We start from the raw sequence: 21,571 nt of genomic DNA on the forward strand, positions 1-21,571 counted from the left end.
GAACGGTACGCGGAGCGCACCATGGACCCATGAGCACCACCACCGACCCCGCCGCCACCGCCGCGCACGCGTCCCTGCCCGCCGCGACCCGCCTGGGCACCGTCCACCTCACCGTCCGCGACCTCGAGCGGTCCGTCGACTTCTACCGCGAGGCGATCGGCCTGGCCGAGCTGCGCCGCGAGGACCGTACCGCCTGGGTCGGGGCCGGCGACCGCGCGATGCTCGCCCTCCACGAGGACCCGTCCGCCGCCGACCCGGGCCGCACCGCGGGCCTCTACCACGTCGCCCTGAACACGCTCGACCGCCTCGAGCTCGCCCGCCTGACCCGCCGACTGGCCGAGACGCGCACCCCGATCCAGGGCGCCTCGGACCACGGCACGCACGAGGCGATCTACCTGCCCGACCCCGACGGCAACGGCCTGGAGCTCGCCGCCGACCGCGAGCGCGAGGTCTGGCCCGACCTCACGAAGGTCGAGGAGATCCGCCCCCGTCCGCTCGACCTCGACGCGCTGCTGCAGCTCACCGCCGGCGAGTCCCTCGTCGAGCTGACCGCCCCCGGCGCGCGCGTCGGCCACCTCCACCTGCACCTCGGCGACCTCGACCGCGGGCTCGCCTTCCACCGCGACCTCCTCGGCTTCGACCTGCAGACCCTGATCCCCGGCCAGGCGGCGTTCGTCTCCGCCGGCGGCTACCACCACCACCTGGCCTTCAACCTCTGGAAGGGCGCCGGCGTCCCGCCCCAGCCGGAGGGCCGCGTCGGGCTGCGCCACTGGACCGTCGTGGTGCCGACCGCCGACGACGTCGCCGAGGTCTGCGGCCGCCTCGTCGCCGCGGGCGCCCCGACGTCCGACGTCGAGGGCGGCTTCCGCGCCCAAGACCCGGGCGCGCTCGCCGTGCACGTGGTGGCGGAGGGCGGGGACCGCTGAGGGCGAGGGCCTAGACCGCGTCGGCGTCCCGCCCGATCCGCTCGGCCGTGGCGATGAACGCCCGCGCGACGGCGCTCACGGGCCGGTCGACCGGAGCGACGAGGCGGACGAGGAAGCGCGGGGCCTCCGGGACGATCGGGACGAACACCACCCCGGCGTCGTCGGCCACCGTCCGCGGGACGATCGCGACCGCGAGCCCGTGGCGGACGAAGTCGACGACCGTGCCCATGTCGTTGATCTCGTGCCGGACCCGCCGCGTCGTGCCGGCGGCGGCGAAGGCGCGGTCCACGATCACCCGGATGCTCCACGTCGGCGGGAGGTCGGCGAAGGCCTCGTCGCGGAGGTCTGCGAGCGTCACTGCGGGGCGGGCCGCCAGCGGGTGCCCCGGCGCGCAGGCCAGCGCCATCCCGCCGTCCACGAGCGGGACGCTGCGCAGCCCCACGAGGTCCCGGTCGGGCATCCCGACCATCGCCAGGTCGAGCGCCCCGGAGCGGACCGCGGCGGCCTGCGTGACGCTGCCGTCCTGCCGGACCTCGACCTCCACCGCCGGGTGCTCGGCGCGGAAGGCCGACAGCAGCGTCCCCGCGCTGCGCCCCTCGGGGACGGCGGAGGCCTGCATGATCCCCAGCCGCAGCGTTCCGCGGAGTCCGCCGTGGACCTCGTCGACCGCGTGGCCGACGGCGTCGGCGGCGGCGAGCGCGGTCCGGACGTCGGGCAGGAGCGTCCGCCCCTCGACGCTCAGCTCGACGCGGTGCGTGGTGCGGTGGAAGAGCGTGACGCCCCACTCCCGCTCGAGCGCCCGGATCGTCGCCGACACCGCGGACTGGACGACCTGCAGCCGGTCGGCGGCGCGGGAGAAGCTGCGCTCCTCGGCCACGGCCACGAACGTCCTGAGGTGCCGGAGATCCACGCCAGGCATGGTAATCGTCGGATGTGATCACGGAGAGCTCTGATCGGCGTTGCCCGCGATCACCGAGCGGCGGACCATGGATGCATGTCCAGCTCCTCGACCGCCGTGCCCGCGTCCCGCGCACCCGGCGACCCCACGCCCTCCGACCTGGGCGCCCGCCGGCGCCGTCACCACGGCCTCGCCTTCTGGTCGGTCGCCTTCGCGTTCCTCGTCGTGATGGCGTTCTCCACCGCGCCGAGCCCGCTCTACGGCCTCTACCAGGAGCGCGACGGCTTCTCCTCGTTCGTCGTCACCCTCGTCTACGCCGGCTACGCGGTCGGCGTCGTCGGCGCGCTCGTGTTCGCGGGGCACCTCTCCGACTGGCACGGGCGGCGGCGTGTGATGCTGCCCGCGATCGCGGTCTCCGTCCTGAGCGCGATCGTCTTCCTGCTGTGGCGCGACGTGCCCGGGCTGGTCGTCGCGCGGATCCTGAACGGCATCTCCGTCGGGGTCGTCGCCGCGACCGCCACCGCGTACCTCGCGGAGCTCCACGCCGTCAGCCGACCGGACGCCGGGCCGCGGCACTCGCAACTCGTCGCGACGGCCGTGAACCTCGGGGGACTGGCCCTCGGTCCGATCGTCTCCGGCGTGCTCGCCCAGTGGACCGACCGGCCGCTGTCCCTGCCCTACCTCGTCTTCCTGGTCGTCCTGGTCGCCGCGATCGCCGTGGTCGCCCTGGCGCCGGAGACCCGGGACCGCCTCGACCCGCTGCCGTCGTACCGCCCGCAGCGCATCTCGGTGCCCGCGGAGTCGCGCTCCGCGTTCTCGGCCGCGGCGCTCGGCGCGTTCCTCGCGTTCGGGGTGCTCGGCCTCTTCACCGGGCTCGCGAGCGTCTTCCTCGTCGGCACGCTCCACCATCCGTCGCACGCACTGGCCGGCCTGACCCTCGCGCTCATGTTCGGCGGCGGGGTCGTCGCGCAGACCCTGACCAGCTCGTGGGCCCTGCCGCGCGTCCTCGCCGCGGGGACGGCGTCGATGCTCCTCGGCCTGACGCTCGTGGTCGTGGCGGTCTGGCTCGACACCCCGAGCCTGGCCCTCTTCCTGGCCGGGGGCGCGTTCAGCGGCGCCGGCGCCGGCGCGGTGTTCAAGGGGACCGTCGGCACCGTGGCCGCGATCGCGCCGCCCGAGACCCGCGCCGAGGCGCTCGCCGGGCTCTTCCTCGCCGGCTACCTGGGGTTGTCCGTCCCGGTCGTCGGTGCCGGCGTCGCCCTGCAGTACGCGAGCCCGAGGGCGACGCTCACGGGCTTCGCGCTCCTCGTCGGCGGCGCGATCCTGCTGGCCGCGCCGCGACTGGTGCGCGGCCCGCGCGTGCCGACGCCGACCGGCCGGCCCGCGGGCTCCCCGGCCTGACGCCGCGACGGGTCGCGGTCGGAGCGGCGGCCGCCGGGACCGGTCGGCGGCCGTCGCGGACGTGGTCGCGAAACGAACGCCCCGAGAGGCCGAAGGCCGACCACCCCGCGGGCAGCCGTGCCAGCGGGCCAGGGGGGCCGGCGTTCCTCGTCGGGTTGTGTACCGCAAAGGTTCCGAACCCGACGCGGAGCGTGGGCGGCCGGCGGGCGGGCGTTCCGCGTCGAGTTGTGTACCGCAGAGGTTCCAAACCCGACGCAAAGCGTGGGCCGCCGGCGGGCCGACGTTCCTCGTCGGGTTGTGTACCGCAGAGGTTCCGAACCCGACGCGGAGCGTGGGCGGCCGGCGGGCGGGCGTTCAGCGTCGAGTTGTGTACCGCAGAGGTTCCAAACCCGACGCGAAGCGTGGGCCGCCGGCGGGCCGACGTTCCTCGTCGGGTTGTGTACCGCGAGAGGTTCCAAACCGACGCGGAGCGTGGGCGGCCGGCGGGCGGCGTTCCGCGTCGAGTTGTGTACCGCAGAGGTTCCGAAGTCGATGCGAGGCGGGGGCGGCCCGCCCGCCCCCGCCGCCCGGCCCCGACTGCCGGCCGCTCTCCGCCCCCGCCCGCCGACCGCCCCCGTCAGACCAGCACCCGCAGCCGCCGGTCCGCCACGCCGATCGTCACGCGCTGCCCCCAGTCGAGCGGGACGTGGTCGGCTTCGATGCCGTCGCCGAAGAGGACGCCGCCGTCGCCGTTCTCGCTGACGACCTCGAGCGTGTCGCCCGCCGCGAGCGCGCCCGCGGTCAGCGTCGTCGCGGTCCGCGGACCGGGCCAGGCCTCGCGCACGAACCACGCGAGCGCCGGGTCGGCCGGTCCGGGGAGCGCCAGCGGCTCGGGACGTGCGCGGTTGATGCTTGCGGCCCAGCCGGTGGCGCCGGTCCCGGTCGTGACGATCAGGCCCGACGAGCTCTGGTGCTCCCGGCGACCGTCGGCGGCGAGCTCGTACCGCGCCGACTGGTGGCTGCGGTGCCCGAGGAACAGCTCGTTCAGCGCCGTGAGCGTCCGCCCGTCGTCGAGGGTCGCGGCGACCATGGTGCGTTCGCGGACCACCGTGCGCTCCGCGGCGACGTCGGCGCAGAGGTCCGCGGTCGCCGCCGGCGCGTGCGTGACCAGGACACCCGGGTTGAAGCCCGGGTCGGGATCCAGTCCGGCGAGCGGCTGGCCGTCCAGGTACTTCGCGACGTTGGCGACCAGGCCGTCGGGGCCGAGCACGAGGACGAGGTCGTCCTGCTCGAAGAGGAAGCGATCGAGCTCGTCGCGCCGGACCGTCGCCGTCCGCCACTCCGACGGCACCGCGCGCAGCACGGTCGCGCGGGCCTCCTCGTGGCGCAGGTGCCGCTCCTCGGTCTCCGCCAGGTCGAGCCCGCGGGTGCGGAGGAAGAACCGCGCCTGCTCCCGCGTGCCGTGCCGTTGCAGCAGCTCCTGCAGCTCGGTGGGACGCTCGACGAGGACGGCACGGCGCAGCACGGCTCACCCCTCCGTCCGGCGGGTGGCGTCGCCCGCGGCGGCGAGGCCGCCCAGGAGGGGCTGGAGCAGGTCGGGCGTGATGGTCAGGTGCTCCACCTTGCCGATCTCGCCGGCCAGCTGCTGCAGCGCCAGGGCGAGCAGCACCTGCGGCCCGGCCTCCGCCTGGATGCGGGTGCGCTCGGTCTCGGCGCGGAGCTTCGCGGCCTCGACCGCGTCGATCGTCGCGGCGCGGCGATCGAGCTCGAGCCGTCCGCGCTCGTCGGCGGCCTGCGCCTCGACGAGCGCCGCGGCCGCCTCCTCCTCCGCGGTCTGCCGGCGGTTCTGGCCCTCCTGCCGGACGAGCTCCTCCTGCTGCCGGGCGAGCTCCACGCGGTTCTGCAGCTCGTTCTCCGCGATCGCGCGCTCGTTCTGGACGGCGAGCGCCCGGCGCTGGAACGTCGCGCCGTCGGCCTCCTGCTGGATCACCTCGCGGGCCGGGCGCTGCAGGGCCTGCTCGACCTCGGCGGTCGGCGCGACGTCGGCGACGCGGACGGCGACGACCTCGAGCCCGAGATCCCGCACGGCGGCCTCACCGGCCAGTCCGATCCCGATCCGGTCGCGGATCGGCGCGACGCCGTCCTGGAGGATCCGCCGCAGGTCCATGCCGACGAGCTCGTCGGTGACGAACTGCTGGGCGAGCTGCGTGAGGAGCCCCGCGACCTGTTCCATCGGGTTCTCGTTCAGGCGGCCGGTCGCGAGGTCGAGCGTGAAGTCGATGCGCGCCGCGACGAGCGCCGGGTCCGTGACGCGGTAGGTGATGGCGCCCTGGACCGTCAGCTCCTGGAAGTCGCGGCTGCGGGCCCGGAAGAGGAACGGCAGCTCGCGGTCGTCGACCGGGACCTCGGTGACCGTCGTGTTCGTCGTGCGGAACCAGAACGCGAGGCCGTTGCCGGCGCGGACCGGCTTCCCGCCGCGGAAGCGCTGCACGTGCACCGTGGGCTCGGCCCGGAGGTGCCGGAGGAGGGGGTACGTCTTGATCTCGGCCATCTGCTCTTCTCGTTTCTTGTCGTATTGACTTTTTTACAATCTAGAGCGCCGCCGGCGAGCCGTCAAGGCTTTTTGGTCATTTCGCCATAAACTTGCTCGGCGGCCTTCCGCGGCGGCCCCCGCTGCACTACGCTGGCCTCCGGATGACGGTGGACGCGGACACGGGCGGGGAGTCGCGGGTGAGGCCCGCGACGCCGGACGTCCCGGGCGCCCAGGGGTCCGCGCCCCCGCCACCCGGGACGTGGTCCGCGCAGAACAGCGCGGGGTACCCGAGCCCGGCGGGGCTCACCGCCGACGTCGTCGTCCTGACGGTGCGGGACGGGGCGGTCCGGGTGCTCGCCCTGACCACGGACGACGGGCGCGTCGCGCTCCCCGGCGGGTTCGTCGGCGCCGGCGAGGACCCCGCGGACACCGCGGCGCGCAAGCTGACGGAGAAGACCGGCCTGCGGGACCTCTACCTCGAGCAGCTCGGCGCGTTCGCCGCCCCCGGCCGCGACCCCCGGGGGTGGATCCCGACGGTCGCCCACCTCGCGCTCGTCCCGGCGGACACGACACCGGGCGATCCCGCGGCCGCGTGGATCGACGCGCGGGCCGCGCACGACTGGGCTTTCGACCACCGCGAGATCCTGGCCGCCGCCCTCGAGCGCGTCGAGGGGAAGCTCTGGTGGTCGAACGTCTGCGTGGGCGTCCTGCCGGGCGACTTCGCGCTCGCCGACGCCCGCGCGGTCTACGACGCCGTCGCGAGGACCACCTACGACCCGGGCACGTTCGCCCGCGACCTGCGCGCCACCGGCCTGATCGAGCCGACCGGCGAAGAACGGCGCGCAGGCAAGGGTCGCCCGGCGGCCCTCTACCGCTTCGCGTCGCGCGAGCCCGCGTGGGGCGCGGGACGTCGCAAGCGCGTGAAGGCCTGACCGGCGCCGCCCGGCCCGCGGGCTACGCTGCGCCGATGCCCCCGTCCGCACCGGACCCGGACCCCGCCCCGGGAGCGCCGGCGCGCGGGGACCGCCCGCCGGAGCCCGCCGCCCCGGACGCGCCGCCCGTCCCGCCGGGCCTCCCGGACGCGGCCGCAGCGCCCGCCCCGGCCGGGCGTCCCGCCACGACCGATCGTCCCGGTCCGGCCGGCCACCGCGAGCGCCCCTCCCCGGGGGCGCTGGCCGAGCACCTGCGCGAGCGCGTCTACGGGACCGTCGCGGTGCTCGCGTCGATCCTCACGCTGCTGGACCCGGGCCACGAGGGCGACGCCGTGGGCGCGGCCGTGACGCTCGTGGTCACGGTGGTGGCGCTGTGGGCCGCGAGCCTCTTCGCGGACCTGACCGCCCACCTCGCCGTGCACCAGCGGCTGCCGGACCGCGGCGCCACCCGGTCGCTCCTCTCGAGCCACCACCAGATCCTCGTCGTGGCCGTCGTGCCGGCGCTCCTCGTCCTCAGCACGGAGACGGGGTGGTGGGAGGCCCACACCGCGCTCGGGTGGGCGGCGGCCGTCCAGGTCCTGACCCTCGCGCTCGTCGGCGGGCTCGCGGTGCGCGGGACCCGGATCCCGTTCTGGGGCCGGCTCGTCGTCGTGGCGGGCGTCGTCGGCCTCGGGCTCCTGGTCGTCGGGATCAAGCTCCTGACGCACTGACCCGCACCGGGCGGGGCCCGGCGCCATTCCGGGTGCCCGGTGCCGCGCCGCAGTCCGACGCGCACCGGACCCGCGACGCACCGGGTGGGGCCCGGCGGTCTCCCCCTCAGACCCGCGTGACCTGCACCACGACGTCGCGCCCGTCGACCTGCACCGGCGTGCCCGTCGCGCCCTCGTAGGCGACCGACGCGGCGAGGACCTCGCCCAGGAGGTGGTCCTCGTGCGCGCGGACGGCGTCGAGCGCGCCCGCATCGCCGCCGAGCCGCAGCTCGATCCGGTCGGTGACCTCGAAGCCGGCGTCCTGGCGCGCGACCTGGACCTGGCGCAGCACGGCGCGGGCGAGGCCCTCGGCGCGGAGGGCGTCGTCGACCTCGAGGTCCAGGGCGACGGCGTGCTGGCCCTCGCGCTCGAGCTGGTAGCCGTCGGGCGTCTCGAGCGACATCAGGAGGTCGTCGGCGGTCAGCTCGTGCTCGGCGCCGTCGATCTGCACGACGACGGGCTCGCCCTCGCGCAGCGCGGCGGCCACGCGGGTGCCGTCGAGGCCCTCGATCGCGGCGCGGACGGTGCCCATCGCCTTGCCGAAGCGCGGTCCGAGCGAGCGGAGGTTCGGCTTCAGCGCGACGCGGCCGAGCTCGTCGGCCTCGGCGACGAACTCGAGCGCCTTGACGTTCAGCTCGTCGGTGATGACGCCGGTCAGGCGCTCGATGGCGGCGCGCTCGTCGCCGGTGGCGACGACGACGGCCTTGCGCAGCGGCTGGCGGACGTTCAGCCCGGACGCCGCGCGGGCGGCGAGACCCAGGCGGACGGTCTCGCGGGCGGTCGCCATGTCGGCCTCGAGCGCCTCGTCGCGGCGCGCGGGGTCGACCGCCGGCCAGTCGGCGAGGTGCACGGAGTCGTGTGTGCCGCCGAGCTGCACGTAGAGCTCGTCGGAGACGAACGGTGCGAGCGGGGCGAGCAGCGTCGCGACGCGGACGAGGGCCTCGCGGAGCGTGCCGAGGGCGACGGGGTCGCCGTCCCAGAAGCGGCGGCGCGAGCGCCGGACGTACCAGTTGGAGAGCTCGTCGACGAACGCGCCGATCGCGCGGCCGGCGGTCGTCACGTCGTAGGCGTCGAGCGCCTCGGTGGCCACGGCGGTCGTGGCCTCCATGCGGCTGACGATCCAGCGGTCGAGCTCGGTCTCCTCGCCGGCGGGCGCCTCGGTGTCGGGGGTGGCGGCGGGAACCGCATCTGCGGCGATCGCCGCGTACTGGGCGTAGAAGCTCGCGGTGTTCCAGAGCGGCAGGAGGAACAGCCGCACCCCGTCGCGGACGGCCTCGTCGGAGTAGCGGTAGCCCTCCCACGGCTGCTTGCTCGTGAAGAAGTACCAGCGCAGCGCGTCGGCCCCGAAGCGGTCGAGCGCCTCGAACGGGTCGACGACGTTGCCCTTCGACTTGCTCATCTTCTGGCCGTTCTCGTCCAGGATGAGCCCGAGGCAGAGGACGTTCTTGTACGGCGCCTCGTCGCGCAGCAGTACGCTCTCGGCGATCAGCGAGTAGAAGAACCCGCGGGTCTGGTCGAGGCCTTCGCAGACGTAGTCCGCGATCCGGTGCGCCTCGTAATGCTCGAGGCCCTCGGGGTCCTGCGGCGCCGCGTCCTGCGCGAACGGCATCGCGCCGGAGTCGAACCACACGTCGAGGACCTCCGGGATGCGTTCGAAGGTGAGGCCGTCCTCCTGGAACGTGACGTCGTCGACGAACGGGCGGTGCGGGTCCTCGAGCGTCACGCCGGAACGCTCGGCGAGCTCCTCCAGCGAGCCGACGACGATGCGGCGGGGCAGGTCCTCGCCCTCCTGGACCGTCGTCGACTGCCAGATCGGCAGCGGCGTCCCCCAGTAGCGCGAGCGGCTGATCGCCCAGTCGACGTTGCCGCGGAGCCACTCGCCGAAGCGGCCCTCCTTGATGTGCGGCGGGTGCCACGTGACGGTGTCGTTCGCCGCCAGCAGGCCGTCGCGGACGGTCTCCGTCGCGAGGTACCACGAGGGGCGCGCGTAGTAGATCAGCGGCGTGCCGCAGCGCCAGCAGTGCGGGTAGGAGTGCTCGTAGCGCTGCTTGCGCTGGAGCAGCCCGCGGTCGGCGAGCTCCGTCACGAGGTCGAGGTCGAGGTCCTTGACGAAGCGGTCGGCGTACTGCGGGGCGACGTCCGTGACCGTCTCGTCGTAGGTGCCGTCGTCGCGGACGGGGTTCAGCAGCGTCGCGGGGTCGCGGGCGTCGAACTTCGCCGCGGCCGTCCCGGCGGGGAAGCGGCGCTTCGCGGCGGCGTCGGCGACGGCCACGAAGTCGTCCTGGCCGAACGCGGGGGCGAGGTGGACGACGCCGGTGCCCGAGTCGGTCGACACGAAGTCGGCGGCGATCACGGCGCCGTAGCCGGCGTCGGTGCGCCCGGCGGCGACGAACGGGGCCTCGTACACCGTGCCCTCGAGCGCGGAACCGGGGAAGCCGTCGCCGAGGACCTCGGCGTCCTCGCCGAACGCGTGCTCGACGAGCTCCCGCGCGGCGACGACCACGCGGCGCTCGCCGTCGCGGTCGGGCGTCGACACGCGGACGTACTCGACGTCCGGACCGACGGCGGCGGCGACGTTCGCCCAGAGGGTCCACGGCGTGGTCGTCCAGACGACGAGGCTGTCGCCCTTCCGCAGCGGGCTCGACAGCGGCAGGGCCTCCGCGACGACCGGGAACCGCACGTAGGCGGAGGTGTCCTTGATGTCCTCGTAGCCCTGCGCGACCTCGTGGCTCGAGAGCGCGGTGCCGCAGCGCGTGCAGAACGGGACGACCTTGTTGCCCTGGTACAGCAGGCCCTTCTCGTCCATCGTCTTCAGCGCCGACCAGATCGACGAGACGTACGAGGCGTCCATCGTGCGGTACGCCCGCTCGAGGTCGATCCACATGCCGACCCGGCGGGTCAGGCGGTCCCAGTCCCCGATGTAGGCGAAGACGGACTCGCGGCAGGCGGCGTTGAAGCGCTCGATCGACGCCCGGACGTCGCCGGGGACGATGTTCTCGATGTCGTGCTTGCTCGACAGCCCGAGCTGCTTCTCGACGGCGATCTCGACCGGCAGGCCGTGGCAGTCCCAGCCGCCGCGCCGCTCGACGTGGTGGCCGCGCATCGTCTGGAAGCGCGGGAAGACGTCCTTGAAGACGCGACCCAGGATGTGGTGCACGCCGGGACGGCCGTTGGCGGTCGGCGGGCCCTCCCAGAAGACCCACGGCTTCGCGCCCTCGCGCTGCTCCATCGACCGCTGGAACACGTCGCGGGCGGCCCAGCGCTCGGCGACCGTCTGCTCCAGCTCCGGGAACGACTGGCGCGGATCGATCGACGCGCGGACGGGTGGAGCGGTCACGGATCAAGTGTAGGAGACGGGGGTTCCGGGCCGATCGCCGCCCCGGGAGACCCGCTCACCCCCGGTACAGCCCCTCGATCTCCTCCGCGTACCGCTCGTGGATCGGCGCCCGCCGGAGCTTCGACGTCGGCGTCAGCTCGTCGCCGCCCGGCGCCCACTGGTCGGCGAGCACGACGAACCGGCGGACGTGCTCGACGCGGGCCAGACGGGCGTTGCCGGCGTCGACGGCCTCCTGCAGCTCGGCGCGCAGCCCCGCGTCGGAGGCCAGGGCCTCGAGGTCGGGCTCCTCGCCCCGCTCCCGGGCCCGGGCGGCGACGGCGTCGGGGTCGAGCACGAGGAGCGCCGTGACGTAGGGCCGGCCGTCGCCGATCGCGACCGCCTGCCCGATCAACGGCGTCTGCGACTTCAGCGCCGACTCGATGTTCGCCGGCGACATGTTCTTGCCGGAGGAGTTGATGATCAGCTCCTTCTTCCGGTCGACGATGAACAGGTAGCCGTCCTCGTCGATCCGACCGACGTCGCCGGTGCGGAAGTACCCGTCGTCCGTCATCGACTCGCGCGTCTTCTCCGACAGCCCGCGGTACCCGCGCATCAACGGCCGACCGCGCAGCAGGATCTCGCCGTCGTCCTCCAAGCGCAGCTCGATGCCCGGCAGCGGCCGTCCGACGCTGCCGATCCGGGTCGCGCCCGGCGCGTTCACCGTCCCGCAGGCGCAGGCCTCCGACATGCCCCAGATCTCCCCGACCGGCAGGCCGATCGCGTGGAAGAAGACCACGACGTCGCGCGGGATCGGGGCCGACCCGGCGTTGACGGCGTGGGCCGCGTCGAGCCCGAGCTTCGCGCGCAGTCCGGCGAAGATCCGCTCGTCGTCCTCCGTGCAGGCCGCGCGCAGGTCGTCCGGGACCGGGTCGCCGGCCTGCTCCAGCTCGACCCGCTCCACGCCCCGGGCCACCGCGGCGCGCGCGGCGTCGCGGACCGCGTCGGGCTGCGACGCGAACCCGGCCTCGACCGCCGCCTTCAGCTTCTCCCAGATCCGCGGGACCGCGAAGAACCACGTCGGCCGCACGGCCGGGAGCACGTTCGCGATCGTCCGCGGATCGGCACAGGTCGTGACCTCGAGCCCCCACAGCAGCGGCGCGTAGTAGTGCGCCCCGCGCTCGGCGATGTGCGCCGCGGGCAGCCACGAGATGACGCGTCCGCCCTCGCGCAGCCCGACGACGCTCGACATCGCCCGCATCCCGCCGAGGAGGTTGTCGTGGGTGAGCTCGACGCCCTTCGGCGGACCGGTCGTCCCCGACGTGTAGATCATCGTCAACAGATCGTCCGGCGTGCTCCGCGCGGTCTCGGCGTCGAGGTCGACGTCCGGCACCGTGCCGTCCTCCAGCGAGGCGAGCGTCGTCTCCCCCGCGGCCTCGTCCGCCTCGCCGTCGACCACGACGATGCGCCGTGGCGCGCCCGAGGACTCGCGCGACGCGCGCACCCGGGGCAGGGTCGCCGCGTCGCAGACGAGGACGTCGACGCCGGCGTCCCCGACGACGTGCGCGATCTGCTCGGGCGACGCCGTGCCGTAGACCGAGACCGGGACGGCCCCGAGCCCGACGACCGCGAGGTCGCAGACGGAGAAGACCGGCGCGTTGGGGAGCATCAACGCGACGCGGTCGCCGCGGGCGACGCCGAGCCCCGCGAGCCCGGACGCGACCCGACGCATGCGCGCGTCCACCTGCGCCCAGGTCAGCTCCTCGCCGGTGCCGCCGTCGCGCACGAAGACGTCGTCGGGGTGCCGCGCGACCCGCGCGGCGAAGACCTCGTGGAGCGTGGCGCCCGCGATGCCGGTGTCGGCCGGGACGTCCGGACGGGCGACGGCGGACGTGGTCATGCGGGGGCGACGGGGCGGAACACCATGCACCCACGGTACTTGCTTGCGCACTGGCAAGCAAATATCAGCCCGTGCCCCGAGGGACGTGCGGCGTAGCCCCTACGGGCGGCCCCCGGTCCTGCCGCCGCGGGCTCCGCCCGTCAGCCCTCGAGCCACTCCTCGATGAGCCGCCGCGCGATCGCGGAGCGGGGCGGGAGCAGCAGGCCGTCGCCCTCCGGCGGGTCGTCCCACGAGTCGTCCGCGGCGGCCTCGCGGACCTCGGCGCGCGAGAACCACCGGGCGTCCTGGAGCTCGTCGTCGGTGCCACCGATCTCGCCCTCCACGTACGGCACGTGGAAGCCGAGCATCAGCGAGCACGGGAACGGCCACGGCTGGGAGCTCCGGTAGCGCGGCGGCCCGACCAGCACGCCGACCTCCTCGAGCACCTCACGGGCGACGGCCTCCTCGAGGCTCTCCCCCGGGGAGACGAAGCCCGCGAGCGTGGAGTAGCGCCGTGGGGGCCAGACGGCCTGCCGGCCGAGGAGCACCCGGTCCCCCTCGTCGTCGACGACGAGCATGATCACCACCGGGTCGGTCCGCGGGTGGTGGTGCGTCCCGCAGACGCCGCAGACGCGCGTCATGCCGGCCTCGCGCGGAGCCGTCGCGCCGCCGCACACGCTGCAGAACCGATGGGCGCGGTGCCAGTTCAGGAGCGCCCCGGCGTACGCCACGAGTCCACCCTCGGCCTGCGACAGCGTCTGGGCCGCCGACCGCATCCCGAGCCGTTCCTCGGCCTCGGGCGCCGGCTCGCCCCGCATGCCGCCGGCGCCGACCAGCGGCGCGCGCTCCCCGTCGACCGGCGGGTCCTCGTCCACCACGAAGAGCGGCCCGCCGTCGTCCACGCCGAGCAGCACGAGCTCCTCGTCGGCGACGTCCGGCCGGACCTCCGTGAGCGGCACCCGCGCGAGCGCCGTGCCCACCACGCGGACCCCGGCGTCGCCGAGGACGAGCGCCCGGGCGTCCGGGTGTCCCGTCTGGGCCGCCAGCCATTCCGGGTCGCGGCGCCGGCTGTCGGCGACCCTGTCGATCTCGGCGCCGGTCAGCGCGTTGGGCTCGAGCATGCACCGAGCCTACCCGCGGGCGCTCGTTCCGACCGCCCGCGACCTCCCACCTGCCCGAAGGGGGATGCGCCTCCCCCCGACGTCGGGTGACGCTGTGAGCCTGCGGACGCCCGGTGGTCGCGAACGGCCGCGGCCCCGCCACCACGAGGGGCTTGCGACATCACCCCTCCGGCGTGTAGAACCGCTCGGCGACGGGATCCGCGACTCGTCGCGGTCGGGCCGCCCGGCGCGCCACCGCTCCGAGGACGAACCACTGATGAGATCCAGGACAGCACCAGGGTTCCCGCGACGCCGAGCACCGCGGCGCCCCCCGGCATGACGGCCGCGGACCCCGACCCCCACGAACCCGCGCAGCAGGGCGCCCGTCGCGAGATCGAGCCCACGGCCGACGCCGTCGTCGAACAGCTCCGTCGACTCGAGGCCGCGTGGCGGTTCGACATGACCCCCGCTGCGGCGGAGATCGACGCGGTCGCCCGGGCGGTCGACGGCCTGCGGGGCGCGATCGAGCGGGCGTCCCGATCGACGGACGAGTCCGACGACGTCGACCTCGACGAGCTGCTGCGCACGCGGGAGCAGCTCGCGGAGGCGATGGCCCTGGCGGAGCGCTTCCTGCGGATGCTCGCCGCCGACGGTCCGGTCGACCCGTCGGGGTGACCGGGACCCCGGGCGGCGGGCCCGCCGCCCGGACCGGACGGCCGCGCCGGAGCGCGACCCGTCCGACGAGCGACCCTACGGAGCGGGGACGATCCGGATGTAGGGCTTCGGCTCCTTCCAGCCGTCGGGGTACTTCTCCTTGGCGGCCTCGTTGTTGACGGAGCCGGCGATGATCACGTCCTCGCCCTGCTTCCACTGGGCGGGGGTGGCGACGGCGTGCTTCGCGGTGAGCTGGAGCGAGTCGACGACGCGCAGGACCTCGTCGAAGTTGCGGCCAGTGGTCATCGGGTAGACCAGCAGGAGCTTGATCTTCTTGTCCGGCCCGATGACGAAGACGTTGCGCAGCGTCGCGTTCTGCGCGGGGGTGCGCTCCGTCGGGTCGCCCTCGACGTCGGCGGGCAGCATCCCGTAGAGCTTCGCGACGTTGAAGTCGGTGTCCGAGATCAGCGGGAACGTCGGGCGGGCGCCCTGCGTCTCCTCGATGTCGTCGAACCACTTCTCGTGGTTGTCGAGCGGGTCGACCGAGATCGCGATCGGCTTGACGCCGCGCTTCTCGAACTCGCCGTTGATGAGGGCCATGTAGCCCAGCTCGGTCGTGCAGACCGGCGTGAAGTCGCGCGGGTGCGAGAACAGGACGGCCCAGCTGTCGCCGATCCAGTCGTGGAAGCTGATCTTGCCCGCGGAGGTCTCCGCCTCGAAGTCCGGAGCGGTGTCGCCGATGGTGAGCGCCATGCTGGGTCCCTTTCGTGTCGTCGTGCGTCGCAATGAGCTATTGCGGATCGGCTTTCAGCCTAGCCGTTCGCCGCGTGGAGGTGCCCGGGGACGGACGATCCGTGCCCGTCCGGGTCGAAACTTCACCCCCGTAGGAAGCACCGCCACGTTGCTACTGTTGGTAGCAATGTACGACCGCCTGCTCGAGCCGCTGGACCTCGGCTTCACGACGCTGAAGAACCGGGTCCTCATGGGCTCGATGCACACGGGGCTCGAGGACCGGGGCCGCGACGCGGGCCGGCTCGCCGCCTACTTCGCCGAGCGGGCCCGGGGCGGCGTGGGGCTGATGGTCACGGGCGGCTACGCCCCGAACCGCACCGGCTGGCTGTTCCCGACCGCCTCGGACCTCCGGTCGACCCGGACCCTGGCACGCCACCGGACGGTCACGGGGGCGGTGCACGCGGAGGACGGCCGGATCGCCCTCCAGCTCCTCCACGCGGGGCGCTACGCCTACCACCCGCTGTCGCAGTCCGCGTCGGCGGTCAAGGCCCCGATCAACCCGTTCCGTCCGCGCGCGATGCGCGACCGCACCGTCCGCGGGACGATCGCGGACTTCGCCCGCAGCGCCGCGCTGGCCCGCGAGGCCGGGTACGACGGCGTCGAGGTCATGGGCTCCGAGGGCTACCTGCTCAACCAGTTCCTCGCGCCGCGCACGAACCGCCGCACGGACGCCTGGGGCGGGTCGTCCGAGCGCCGGCGCCGCTTCCCCGTCGAGGTCGTCCGCGCCGTGCGCGAGGCCGTCGGCCCCGACTTCGTCGTCGTCTACCGGATCTCCCTGCTCGACCTCGTCGACGACGGACAGACCTGGGACGAGACCGTCGCACTGGCCCGCGAGGTGCAGGCCGCGGGCGCGAGCATCCTGAACACCGGGATCGGCTGGCACGAGTCGCGGGTCCCGACGATCGTGACGTCCGTCCCCCGCGGGGCGTTCACGTGGGCCACCGCGCGCCTGCGGCCCGAGGTCGGGATCCCGGTCGTCGCCTCCAACCGGATCAACGACCCCGACCAGGCCGAGGCGATCCTCGCGGCCGGCGAGGCCGACATGGTCTCCATGGCACGTCCGTTCCTCGCCGACCCCGAGTGGGTGGCGAAGGCGCAGGCCGGCCGCGCCGACGAGATCAACACGTGCATCGCGTGCAACCAGGCCTGCCTCGACCACACGTTCCGCAAGAAGACCGCCAGCTGCATGGTCAACCCGCGCGCCGCGCACGAGACGAAGCTCGTGATCTCCCCGGCGACGACGCCCCGGCGGATCGCGGTCGTCGGCGCGGGGCCCGCGGGACTCTCGGCGGCGACCACGCTCGCCGAGCGGGGACACCACGTGGAGCTCCTGGAGGCCGCCGAGGAGATCGGCGGGCAGTTCGTCCTCGCCGCGAGGATCCCCGGGAAGGAGGAGTTCCTGCAGACGCTCCGCTACTACGAGCGCCGCCTGGAGCGCACCGGCGTGACGGTGCGGCTCGGGACCCCCGCCGACGCGGCCCGACTCGGCGGCTTCGACGAGGTCGTCCTCGCGACGGGGGTCCGCCCCCGCACGCCGGCGTTCGCGGGGGCGGACCACCCGAAGGTCCTCGCGTACGACGCGGTGCTTCGCGGCGCGCCGGTCGGCGACCGGGTGGCGGTCGTCGGGGCCGGCGGCATCGGCTACGACGTCGCGGAGTTCCTGCTGCAGGAACGGTCCCCGACCCTCGACCCCGATGCCTGGCGCGCCGCGTGGGGCGTGGGGGACCCGGCGACGGGGCGCGGCGGCGTCGTCGCCCCCGCCCCGCCGCTGGTCCGCCGTGAGATCGACCTCCTGCAGCGCAAGACGACGAAGCACGGCGCGGGGCTCGGCAAGACCTCCGGGTGGGTCCACCGCGCGAGCCTGGAGCACCACGGCGTGCGGCTGCACGGCGGCGTGACGTACGAGCGCGTGGACGACGACGGGCTCCACGTCACGGTCCCCGACGACGCCGCCACGGACGGCCGGCGACCGGTCCTCCTGCCGGTCGACCACGTGGTCCTCTGCACCGGGCAGGAGTCGCGGCGCGAGCTCGTCGGCCCGCTCGAGGCCGCGGGGATCACCCCGCACGTGATCGGGGGCGCCGACGTCGCGGCCGAGCTCGACGCCAAGCGCGCCATCCGGCAGGGCACGGAGCTCGCGGCGCGCCTCTAGGGACGGGACCCTCCGACCGACCTCGGGCCACCCGGGAGGCGTCCGGCCTCTGGCACGATGGCCGGGTGCGCGTCCTCGTCGTCTCGAACATGGCCCCGGACGCCGCGCACCCCGAGCGCGGCGGCTTCGTCCGCGACCAGGTGGCGGCCCTGCGACGCATCGACGACCTCGACGTCGCCCTCGACGAGGTCCCGCCGGGCGCCTACCGCGACGCCGCGCGCGACCTGCACCGCCGTCACCGCGGCGTCCGCTACGACGTCGTCCACGCGCACTTCGGCCTGACCGCGATCCCGGCGCTCGTCGTCCGCGCCCGGCACCGCGGCGTGACGCTCCACGGCCGCGACCTGCGCCACCGGACGACCCGGCCGGTGACCCTCGCCGCGCTCCCGACGCAGCGCCTGATCGGCCTCGCGTCGCCGGACCTGGCGTCGATGCTGCCGCGCGTGTTCCGCGGTCGCGCGCGCGACCTGCCGGTCGGTCTCGACCTCGCGCGGTTCGGGCCCACGCCGCGCGCCGAGGCCCGGGCCGCCCTGGGCCTCGACCCGGACGAGGCGTTCCTCCTCTTCCCCTACGGCCCGGACCGTCGCGTCAAGCGCGTCGACCGCGCCCGCGAGCTCGCCGCCGCCGCCGGCCTGCCGCTCCGCACCCTCGGCGGCGTCGCGCCCGACCGGATGCGCGCGTGGCTGAACGCCGCGACGGCCGTCGTCGTCCCCAGCGAGCACGAGGGGTTCGGCCTGGCCTCGGTCGAGGCGCTGGCCTGCGACGTCCCGGTGCTGGCGACCCCGACGGGTGCCCATCCGCAGACCGTCGGGACCGTCGATGGGTGCCTGTGCGCCCCCTGGGACCTCGCGGCGTGGCACGAGGCGCTGGCCCCGCACCTGCGGGAGGACGACCCGCGGGTGACCGGCCGCCGGGTCGCCGAGCAGCACGGGACGGACGTCTACGCCGCGCGGCTCGCGGACGCCTGGCGCGGCCTCGCGGGCGGCTGACGGCCGACCGGGACGGCCGGACGCTCAGTCGTCGCGACCGCGACGGCCGGGCAGGCGGAACCGCGAGCGCTTCGGCGCCGGCGCGTCGTCCCCGGGCGCCCCGGACCGGATGGCGTCGAGCTCCCACTGCGACAGGCCCGCGGCCGACGAGAGCTCCTCGTCGGTGGGCGGGTCGGGGTGCTCCATCGCCGTGAGGACCAGGGCCTCGAGGGCGTCCTTGGCGCCGTACGCGCGCTGCCCGAGGTTGCCGCTCAGGAGCCAGGCCTCGGGCGGGTTCTCCGCCGCCGCGTAGGCGGCGTCGCGCATCTCCGCGAGATCCGCGATCTCGGCCAGGAACCCCCGGACGTGCGACGGTCGCTCGGCGCCCATGCCCCGACGCTACCGGGCGGGACCGTCCGTCGGCGGGTCGTTCGTGATCACGTGGTCCGCCAGCGACGCGGGGGGCACGGCGTGGCCGGTCGACGCCTCCCGGTCGAGCCCGCCCTCGGTCGCCGCGTCCGCGGCGCCGACGATCTGGTCGACGAAGGCGTCGAGCGTGCGCTGCGTGCGGGCCAGCTGCGTTCGCACGCGCTCGAGCGCCTGCACGGCATCGGCCATCCGGGCGTCCGCGTCGGCGGCGGTCTCCCCCGGACGGAGTCCGGGGACGCGCTTCTGCGGACCGGGATCCTGCCCCGGACCGGTCGGCCTGGAGCCGGAGGCCTGCGACATCATCGAGCCGGTCGGCGGGATGCGGTGCTCGTCAGGACCCGCGGCGCGTCGCGGCGGGTCCCGCACGCGGGTCGTCCGCCGGACCGGCGCACGGCGGGTGCTCGGAAGCTCATGCCCTCCTACACCCCGTGGAACGGCGTCCCAAACCGTGGACGTCGCACACCCGGACGGGGCCCGGGCCGCCGGGGCCGCCGGTCCGGGCGTCGACGGCTCCGGGCTCACTCGCCCCAGCCGTCGCGGAACCCCAGGTACTGCGCGACCACCTGCGACCGGTTGACGGCGCCGAGCTTCGCGAGGATGTGCTTGACGTGGGACTTCACCGTCCCGGCGCCGATGTCCAGCCGCTCCGCGATCTCGGCGTTCCGCGCTCCCTCGACGATCAGCTCGAGGACGTCGCGCTCCCGGGGCGTCAGCCCGTCGAGCCGGGCGCTCATCGACCGGGCCATGGAGATCGCGGGCTCCGCGTGCGGCGGATCGCGCTCCGGGTGGACCGCCAGGTCGAGCTCGGACTCCGTCAGCTCCGCCATCGCGTCGTCCACGACCGACAGCAGTCCGCGGACCCTGGTGCGCTGGGCACGCATGCGCTCCAGGAGCGCCGTGCGCTCGTACAGGCGCCCGAAGCCCTCGGAGAACCGCCACAGGACGTCGCGATCGGTCTCCGTGCAGCGCGGACCGGCGGACCCGTGGTCGGCGTGGAAGAACCCGACCGCGGCCCCGGTCGGCCCCACCGGGGCCGCGACGTAGGACCGGGAGCCCCCGTCCCGCACGATCGCCGGGACCTGGCTGCCGGAGGTGTCGAGCACGAGCTCCGGCCGGTGGTCGGCGACGAGCCGGGCCTCCAGCCACAGCTCGTCCAAGGGCATCGAGCGACGACTCCACGGCACGACCCACGGCTCCTCGGCGATCGCGCCGTTGACGAGCCACGGATACCACCGCCCGTCCTCCACCCGCGACAGGAGCACGCGCTCGAACCCGCACGAGCGGCTCGCCTCCTCGCACACGCTGCCGAGCAGCGACGCCGTGGTCGTGCACGACCGGAGCCGCCCGAGCGCGCGCTCGCAGTCGGCGAGGCGCAGGGTGCGGCTGACGAGCCGGTGGTCGTGGAGCTCGAGCCACAGCGCCTGGAGGTCGCAGACGAGACCCGCGAGCTCGTCCGACGCGTCGACGGGCAGCAGGGTGTCGTCGAGCCCCGCCAGGCACGCGCCCGTCAGCTCCTCCACGTGGTGCACCCAGTCCCGGACCGGACGGTCGGCGGCCGGCATCGCGTGGAGGCCGGAGCGCGCGAGCTGCGCACCGACGCGCACGTCGAGGTCGTCGACGCGCTCCCGGAGCACGCTCGACCGGCGGCGCCAGCCCGCCCGGCCGATGGTCGGGGTGAAGGACGGCGAGCCGTTCACGCCGGTCCCTCCGACGCGAGGCGCAGGTACCGCGCGACCGCGTCGGCGCGACTGGACGCGCCGAGCTTCCGCGCGATCGTCCGCACGTGCGACTTGACGGTCGCCTCGCCGATCATCAGGCGCTCGGCGATCTCGCGGTTGCGGGCACCGGTCGCCATCTCGTCCACGACCTCCCGCTCCCGTGGCGTCAGCACCTGGCCCGCACGGTCCGCCGCCCGTCCGACGGCGCGCGCGCCCGCCATCGCCGCCGGCGCCTCGGACCGCGACAGCAGCAGCTCGTCCCGGCCGAGCTCCGCGAGCCCCTGCTCGGCCGCGGCGAAGGCCTCCCGGACCCGTGCGCGCTGCCCGTCCAGCCGCTCGAGCAGCGCGAGCCGCTCGAACACGAGCCCGAAGCCCTCCCCGAACGTCCACAGGTTGTCGCGGTCGATCTCGGTGACCACCCGCTCCTGCCCGAAGCGGTCGGCGTGGAGGAAGCCGACGACCCGGTCGCCCGACATCACGGGGGACGCCACGTAGCGCCCGCCCGCGGAGTCGTCGACGAGCGCCCGGTCGACGTCGGGGTCGTCCGCGGACACGAGCGCCGCGCTGCGCCGCTGGACGAGGTGCGACTCGACCGTGCCGGGGCGCAGCGGGATCCACTTCTGCGTCAGGTAGTCGCGGGTGGCCTGGGCGATCCCGGCGTCCGTGCCCGGCGCCAGCCACACGGCCTCGGCGTGCCAGCGGGAGCCGTGCCGGCGGGAGATCGCCGCGCGGTCGAACCCGCAGGAGCGGCCGAGCTCCGCCGCGGCGGCCGGGAGCAGCTCCGCGAGGGTCCCAGCGTCGCGCAGCCGCGAATGGCTCTCGTGGATCCTCGCGACCGTCCCGAAACGCGCGGCGACCACCTGGTCGCGCAGGTCGCCCTGGATCCGCGTGAGCTCGACGAGGAGCCCGCAGAGCCGCATCGTCGTCGCCGCGTCGCGCGTCCCCCGCTCACGGAGCGCGTCCTGCAGGTCGCTCGTGGCGTCGTACAGCGCGTCCGCGAGGTCCGACGCGGTCGCGACGCCGTCGCGGCCCGCGTCGTCCCGGACGCGCCGCGCACGCTCCAGGACGTGCTCCGCCCGTTCACCGAGCGTGCCCGCGTCGATCACGCTGGTGCTCCTACGGGCATGCCCCGAGTCTAGTCGCGGGCT

General features: G+C 75.1%; 18 protein-coding genes. 7 read left to right on the forward strand and 11 right to left on the reverse strand.

Going from position 1 to position 21,571, the window contains the following annotated elements; translation table 11 throughout:
• The first annotated feature begins 29 nt into the window (after nucleotides 1–29).
• Complete coding sequence (locus PATMI_RS0103690; RefSeq protein WP_051471015.1) at nucleotides 30–926, forward strand: VOC family protein; 897 nt, start codon at nucleotides 30–32, stop codon at nucleotides 924–926.
• 10 nt (nucleotides 927–936) lie between these two features.
• Here the strand turns inward: PATMI_RS0103690 and PATMI_RS0103695 are convergent, their stop codons facing one another.
• Nucleotides 937–1,836, reverse strand: coding sequence for a LysR family transcriptional regulator (locus PATMI_RS0103695; RefSeq protein WP_026909892.1), 900 nt, complete (start codon nucleotides 1,834–1,836; stop codon nucleotides 937–939).
• An 84-nt stretch (nucleotides 1,837–1,920) separates the two neighbouring features.
• Here PATMI_RS0103695 and PATMI_RS27175 point away from each other — a divergent pair, with 84 nt between their 5' ends.
• The gene (locus PATMI_RS27175; RefSeq protein WP_084269625.1) at nucleotides 1,921–3,225 is read left to right on the forward strand and encodes an MFS transporter; all 1,305 of its coding nucleotides are present in this window, start codon (nucleotides 1,921–1,923) and stop codon (nucleotides 3,223–3,225) included.
• Nucleotides 3,226–3,841: 616 nt separating this feature from the next.
• Here the strand turns inward: PATMI_RS27175 and PATMI_RS0103705 are convergent.
• Entirely contained in the window at nucleotides 3,842–4,729 is an 888-nt protein-coding gene (locus PATMI_RS0103705; RefSeq protein ID WP_026909893.1) for a diacylglycerol kinase catalytic domain-containing protein, read from the reverse strand.
• A 3-nt stretch (nucleotides 4,730–4,732) separates the two neighbouring features.
• Nucleotides 4,733–5,755, reverse strand: a complete 1,023-nt coding sequence (locus PATMI_RS0103710) for an SPFH domain-containing protein (RefSeq protein ID WP_026909894.1) — start codon at nucleotides 5,753–5,755, stop codon at nucleotides 4,733–4,735.
• 143 nt (nucleotides 5,756–5,898) lie between these two features.
• Between PATMI_RS0103710 and PATMI_RS27180 the strand changes: the two genes are divergently transcribed.
• On the forward strand, nucleotides 5,899–6,669 hold the full coding sequence (locus PATMI_RS27180) for an NUDIX hydrolase (protein ID WP_051471016.1): 771 nt from the start codon (nucleotides 5,899–5,901) through the stop codon (nucleotides 6,667–6,669).
• Nucleotides 6,670–6,704: 35 nt separating this feature from the next.
• Nucleotides 6,705–7,379: a hypothetical protein gene (locus PATMI_RS27185; protein ID WP_051471017.1), complete on the forward strand. Its 675-nt coding sequence runs from the start codon at nucleotides 6,705–6,707 to the stop codon at nucleotides 7,377–7,379.
• Between the two features lie 106 nt (nucleotides 7,380–7,485).
• Here the strand turns inward: PATMI_RS27185 and ileS are convergent, their stop codons facing one another.
• The 3 genes from ileS to nudC all read right to left on the reverse strand — a co-directional run bounded on the left by ileS (nucleotide 7,486) and on the right by nudC (nucleotide 13,731).
• A complete protein-coding gene (gene ileS, locus PATMI_RS0103725; protein ID WP_026909895.1) occupies nucleotides 7,486–10,755 on the reverse strand; it encodes an isoleucine--tRNA ligase in 3,270 nt (1,089 codons plus the stop codon).
• 55 nt (nucleotides 10,756–10,810) lie between these two features.
• The gene (locus tag PATMI_RS0103730; RefSeq protein WP_026909896.1) at nucleotides 10,811–12,631 is read right to left on the reverse strand and encodes an AMP-dependent synthetase/ligase; all 1,821 of its coding nucleotides are present in this window, start codon (nucleotides 12,629–12,631) and stop codon (nucleotides 10,811–10,813) included.
• 140 nt (nucleotides 12,632–12,771) lie between these two features.
• The gene (gene nudC, locus PATMI_RS0103735; protein ID WP_026909897.1) at nucleotides 12,772–13,731 is read right to left on the reverse strand and encodes an NAD(+) diphosphatase; all 960 of its coding nucleotides are present in this window, start codon (nucleotides 13,729–13,731) and stop codon (nucleotides 12,772–12,774) included.
• A gap of 315 nt (nucleotides 13,732–14,046) precedes the next feature.
• On the opposite strand from nudC, the gene PATMI_RS0103740 reads away from it, so the two are divergent.
• Nucleotides 14,047–14,385, forward strand: coding sequence for a hypothetical protein (locus PATMI_RS0103740; RefSeq protein WP_026909898.1), 339 nt, complete (start codon nucleotides 14,047–14,049; stop codon nucleotides 14,383–14,385).
• A gap of 75 nt (nucleotides 14,386–14,460) precedes the next feature.
• Here PATMI_RS0103740 and PATMI_RS0103745 read toward each other — a convergent pair whose 3' ends face one another.
• The gene (locus PATMI_RS0103745) at nucleotides 14,461–15,117 is read right to left on the reverse strand and encodes a peroxiredoxin (protein WP_026909899.1); all 657 of its coding nucleotides are present in this window, start codon (nucleotides 15,115–15,117) and stop codon (nucleotides 14,461–14,463) included.
• 166 nt (nucleotides 15,118–15,283) lie between these two features.
• Here PATMI_RS0103745 and PATMI_RS0103750 point away from each other — a divergent pair, with 166 nt between their 5' ends.
• Complete coding sequence (locus PATMI_RS0103750) at nucleotides 15,284–17,308, forward strand: NADPH-dependent 2,4-dienoyl-CoA reductase (protein WP_026909900.1); 2,025 nt, start codon at nucleotides 15,284–15,286, stop codon at nucleotides 17,306–17,308.
• Between the two features lie 65 nt (nucleotides 17,309–17,373).
• Complete coding sequence (locus PATMI_RS0103755) at nucleotides 17,374–18,297, forward strand: glycosyltransferase (protein WP_026909901.1); 924 nt, start codon at nucleotides 17,374–17,376, stop codon at nucleotides 18,295–18,297.
• A 24-nt stretch (nucleotides 18,298–18,321) separates the two neighbouring features.
• On the opposite strand, the gene PATMI_RS0103760 is transcribed toward PATMI_RS0103755, so the two are convergent.
• From PATMI_RS0103760 to PATMI_RS27195, 4 genes are all read right to left on the reverse strand, one after another.
• The gene (locus tag PATMI_RS0103760) at nucleotides 18,322–18,666 is read right to left on the reverse strand and encodes a hypothetical protein (RefSeq protein ID WP_026909902.1); all 345 of its coding nucleotides are present in this window, start codon (nucleotides 18,664–18,666) and stop codon (nucleotides 18,322–18,324) included.
• Nucleotides 18,667–18,675: 9 nt separating this feature from the next.
• Complete coding sequence (locus tag PATMI_RS0103765; protein WP_026909903.1) at nucleotides 18,676–19,071, reverse strand: hypothetical protein; 396 nt, start codon at nucleotides 19,069–19,071, stop codon at nucleotides 18,676–18,678.
• A 152-nt stretch (nucleotides 19,072–19,223) separates the two neighbouring features.
• Nucleotides 19,224–20,402 carry a helix-turn-helix transcriptional regulator gene (locus PATMI_RS27190; RefSeq protein WP_051471018.1) on the reverse strand — a complete coding sequence of 393 codons (1,179 nt, stop codon included), beginning with the start codon at nucleotides 20,400–20,402 and terminating at the stop codon, nucleotides 19,224–19,226.
• Nucleotides 20,399–21,529 carry a LuxR C-terminal-related transcriptional regulator gene (locus tag PATMI_RS27195; protein WP_051471019.1) on the reverse strand — a complete coding sequence of 377 codons (1,131 nt, stop codon included), beginning with the start codon at nucleotides 21,527–21,529 and terminating at the stop codon, nucleotides 20,399–20,401. Before PATMI_RS27195 ends, PATMI_RS27190 begins: the two co-directional genes overlap by 4 nt.
• Between the last annotated feature and the right edge of the window lie 42 nt (nucleotides 21,530–21,571).

Origin of the sequence: Patulibacter minatonensis DSM 18081, assembly GCF_000519325.1 — a bacterium.
In the GTDB taxonomy this organism is placed as follows: Bacteria; Actinomycetota; Thermoleophilia; order Solirubrobacterales; family Solirubrobacteraceae; genus Patulibacter; species Patulibacter minatonensis.

What these genes read in the sequence shown, in the direction of transcription:
- PATMI_RS0103690 (WP_051471015.1), top strand. Translation starts at nt 30, where the DNA reads ATGAGCACCACCACCGACCCCGCCGCCACCGCCGCGCACGCGTCCCTG.
- PATMI_RS27175 (WP_084269625.1), top strand. Translation starts at nt 1,921, where the DNA reads ATGTCCAGCTCCTCGACCGCCGTGCCCGCGTCCCGCGCACCCGGCGAC.
- PATMI_RS0103710 (WP_026909894.1), bottom strand. Translation starts at nt 5,755, where the DNA reads ATGGCCGAGATCAAGACGTACCCCCTCCTCCGGCACCTCCGGGCCGAG.
- PATMI_RS27180 (WP_051471016.1), top strand. Translation starts at nt 5,899, where the DNA reads ATGACGGTGGACGCGGACACGGGCGGGGAGTCGCGGGTGAGGCCCGCG.
- PATMI_RS27185 (WP_051471017.1), top strand. Translation starts at nt 6,705, where the DNA reads ATGCCCCCGTCCGCACCGGACCCGGACCCCGCCCCGGGAGCGCCGGCG.
- PATMI_RS0103730 (WP_026909896.1), bottom strand. Translation starts at nt 12,631, where the DNA reads ATGACCACGTCCGCCGTCGCCCGTCCGGACGTCCCGGCCGACACCGGC.
- nudC (WP_026909897.1), bottom strand. Translation starts at nt 13,731, where the DNA reads ATGCTCGAGCCCAACGCGCTGACCGGCGCCGAGATCGACAGGGTCGCC.
- PATMI_RS0103740 (WP_026909898.1), top strand. Translation starts at nt 14,047, where the DNA reads ATGACGGCCGCGGACCCCGACCCCCACGAACCCGCGCAGCAGGGCGCC.
- PATMI_RS0103745 (WP_026909899.1), bottom strand. Translation starts at nt 15,117, where the DNA reads ATGGCGCTCACCATCGGCGACACCGCTCCGGACTTCGAGGCGGAGACC.
- PATMI_RS0103750 (WP_026909900.1), top strand. Translation starts at nt 15,284, where the DNA reads ATGTACGACCGCCTGCTCGAGCCGCTGGACCTCGGCTTCACGACGCTG.
- PATMI_RS0103760 (WP_026909902.1), bottom strand. Translation starts at nt 18,666, where the DNA reads ATGGGCGCCGAGCGACCGTCGCACGTCCGGGGGTTCCTGGCCGAGATC.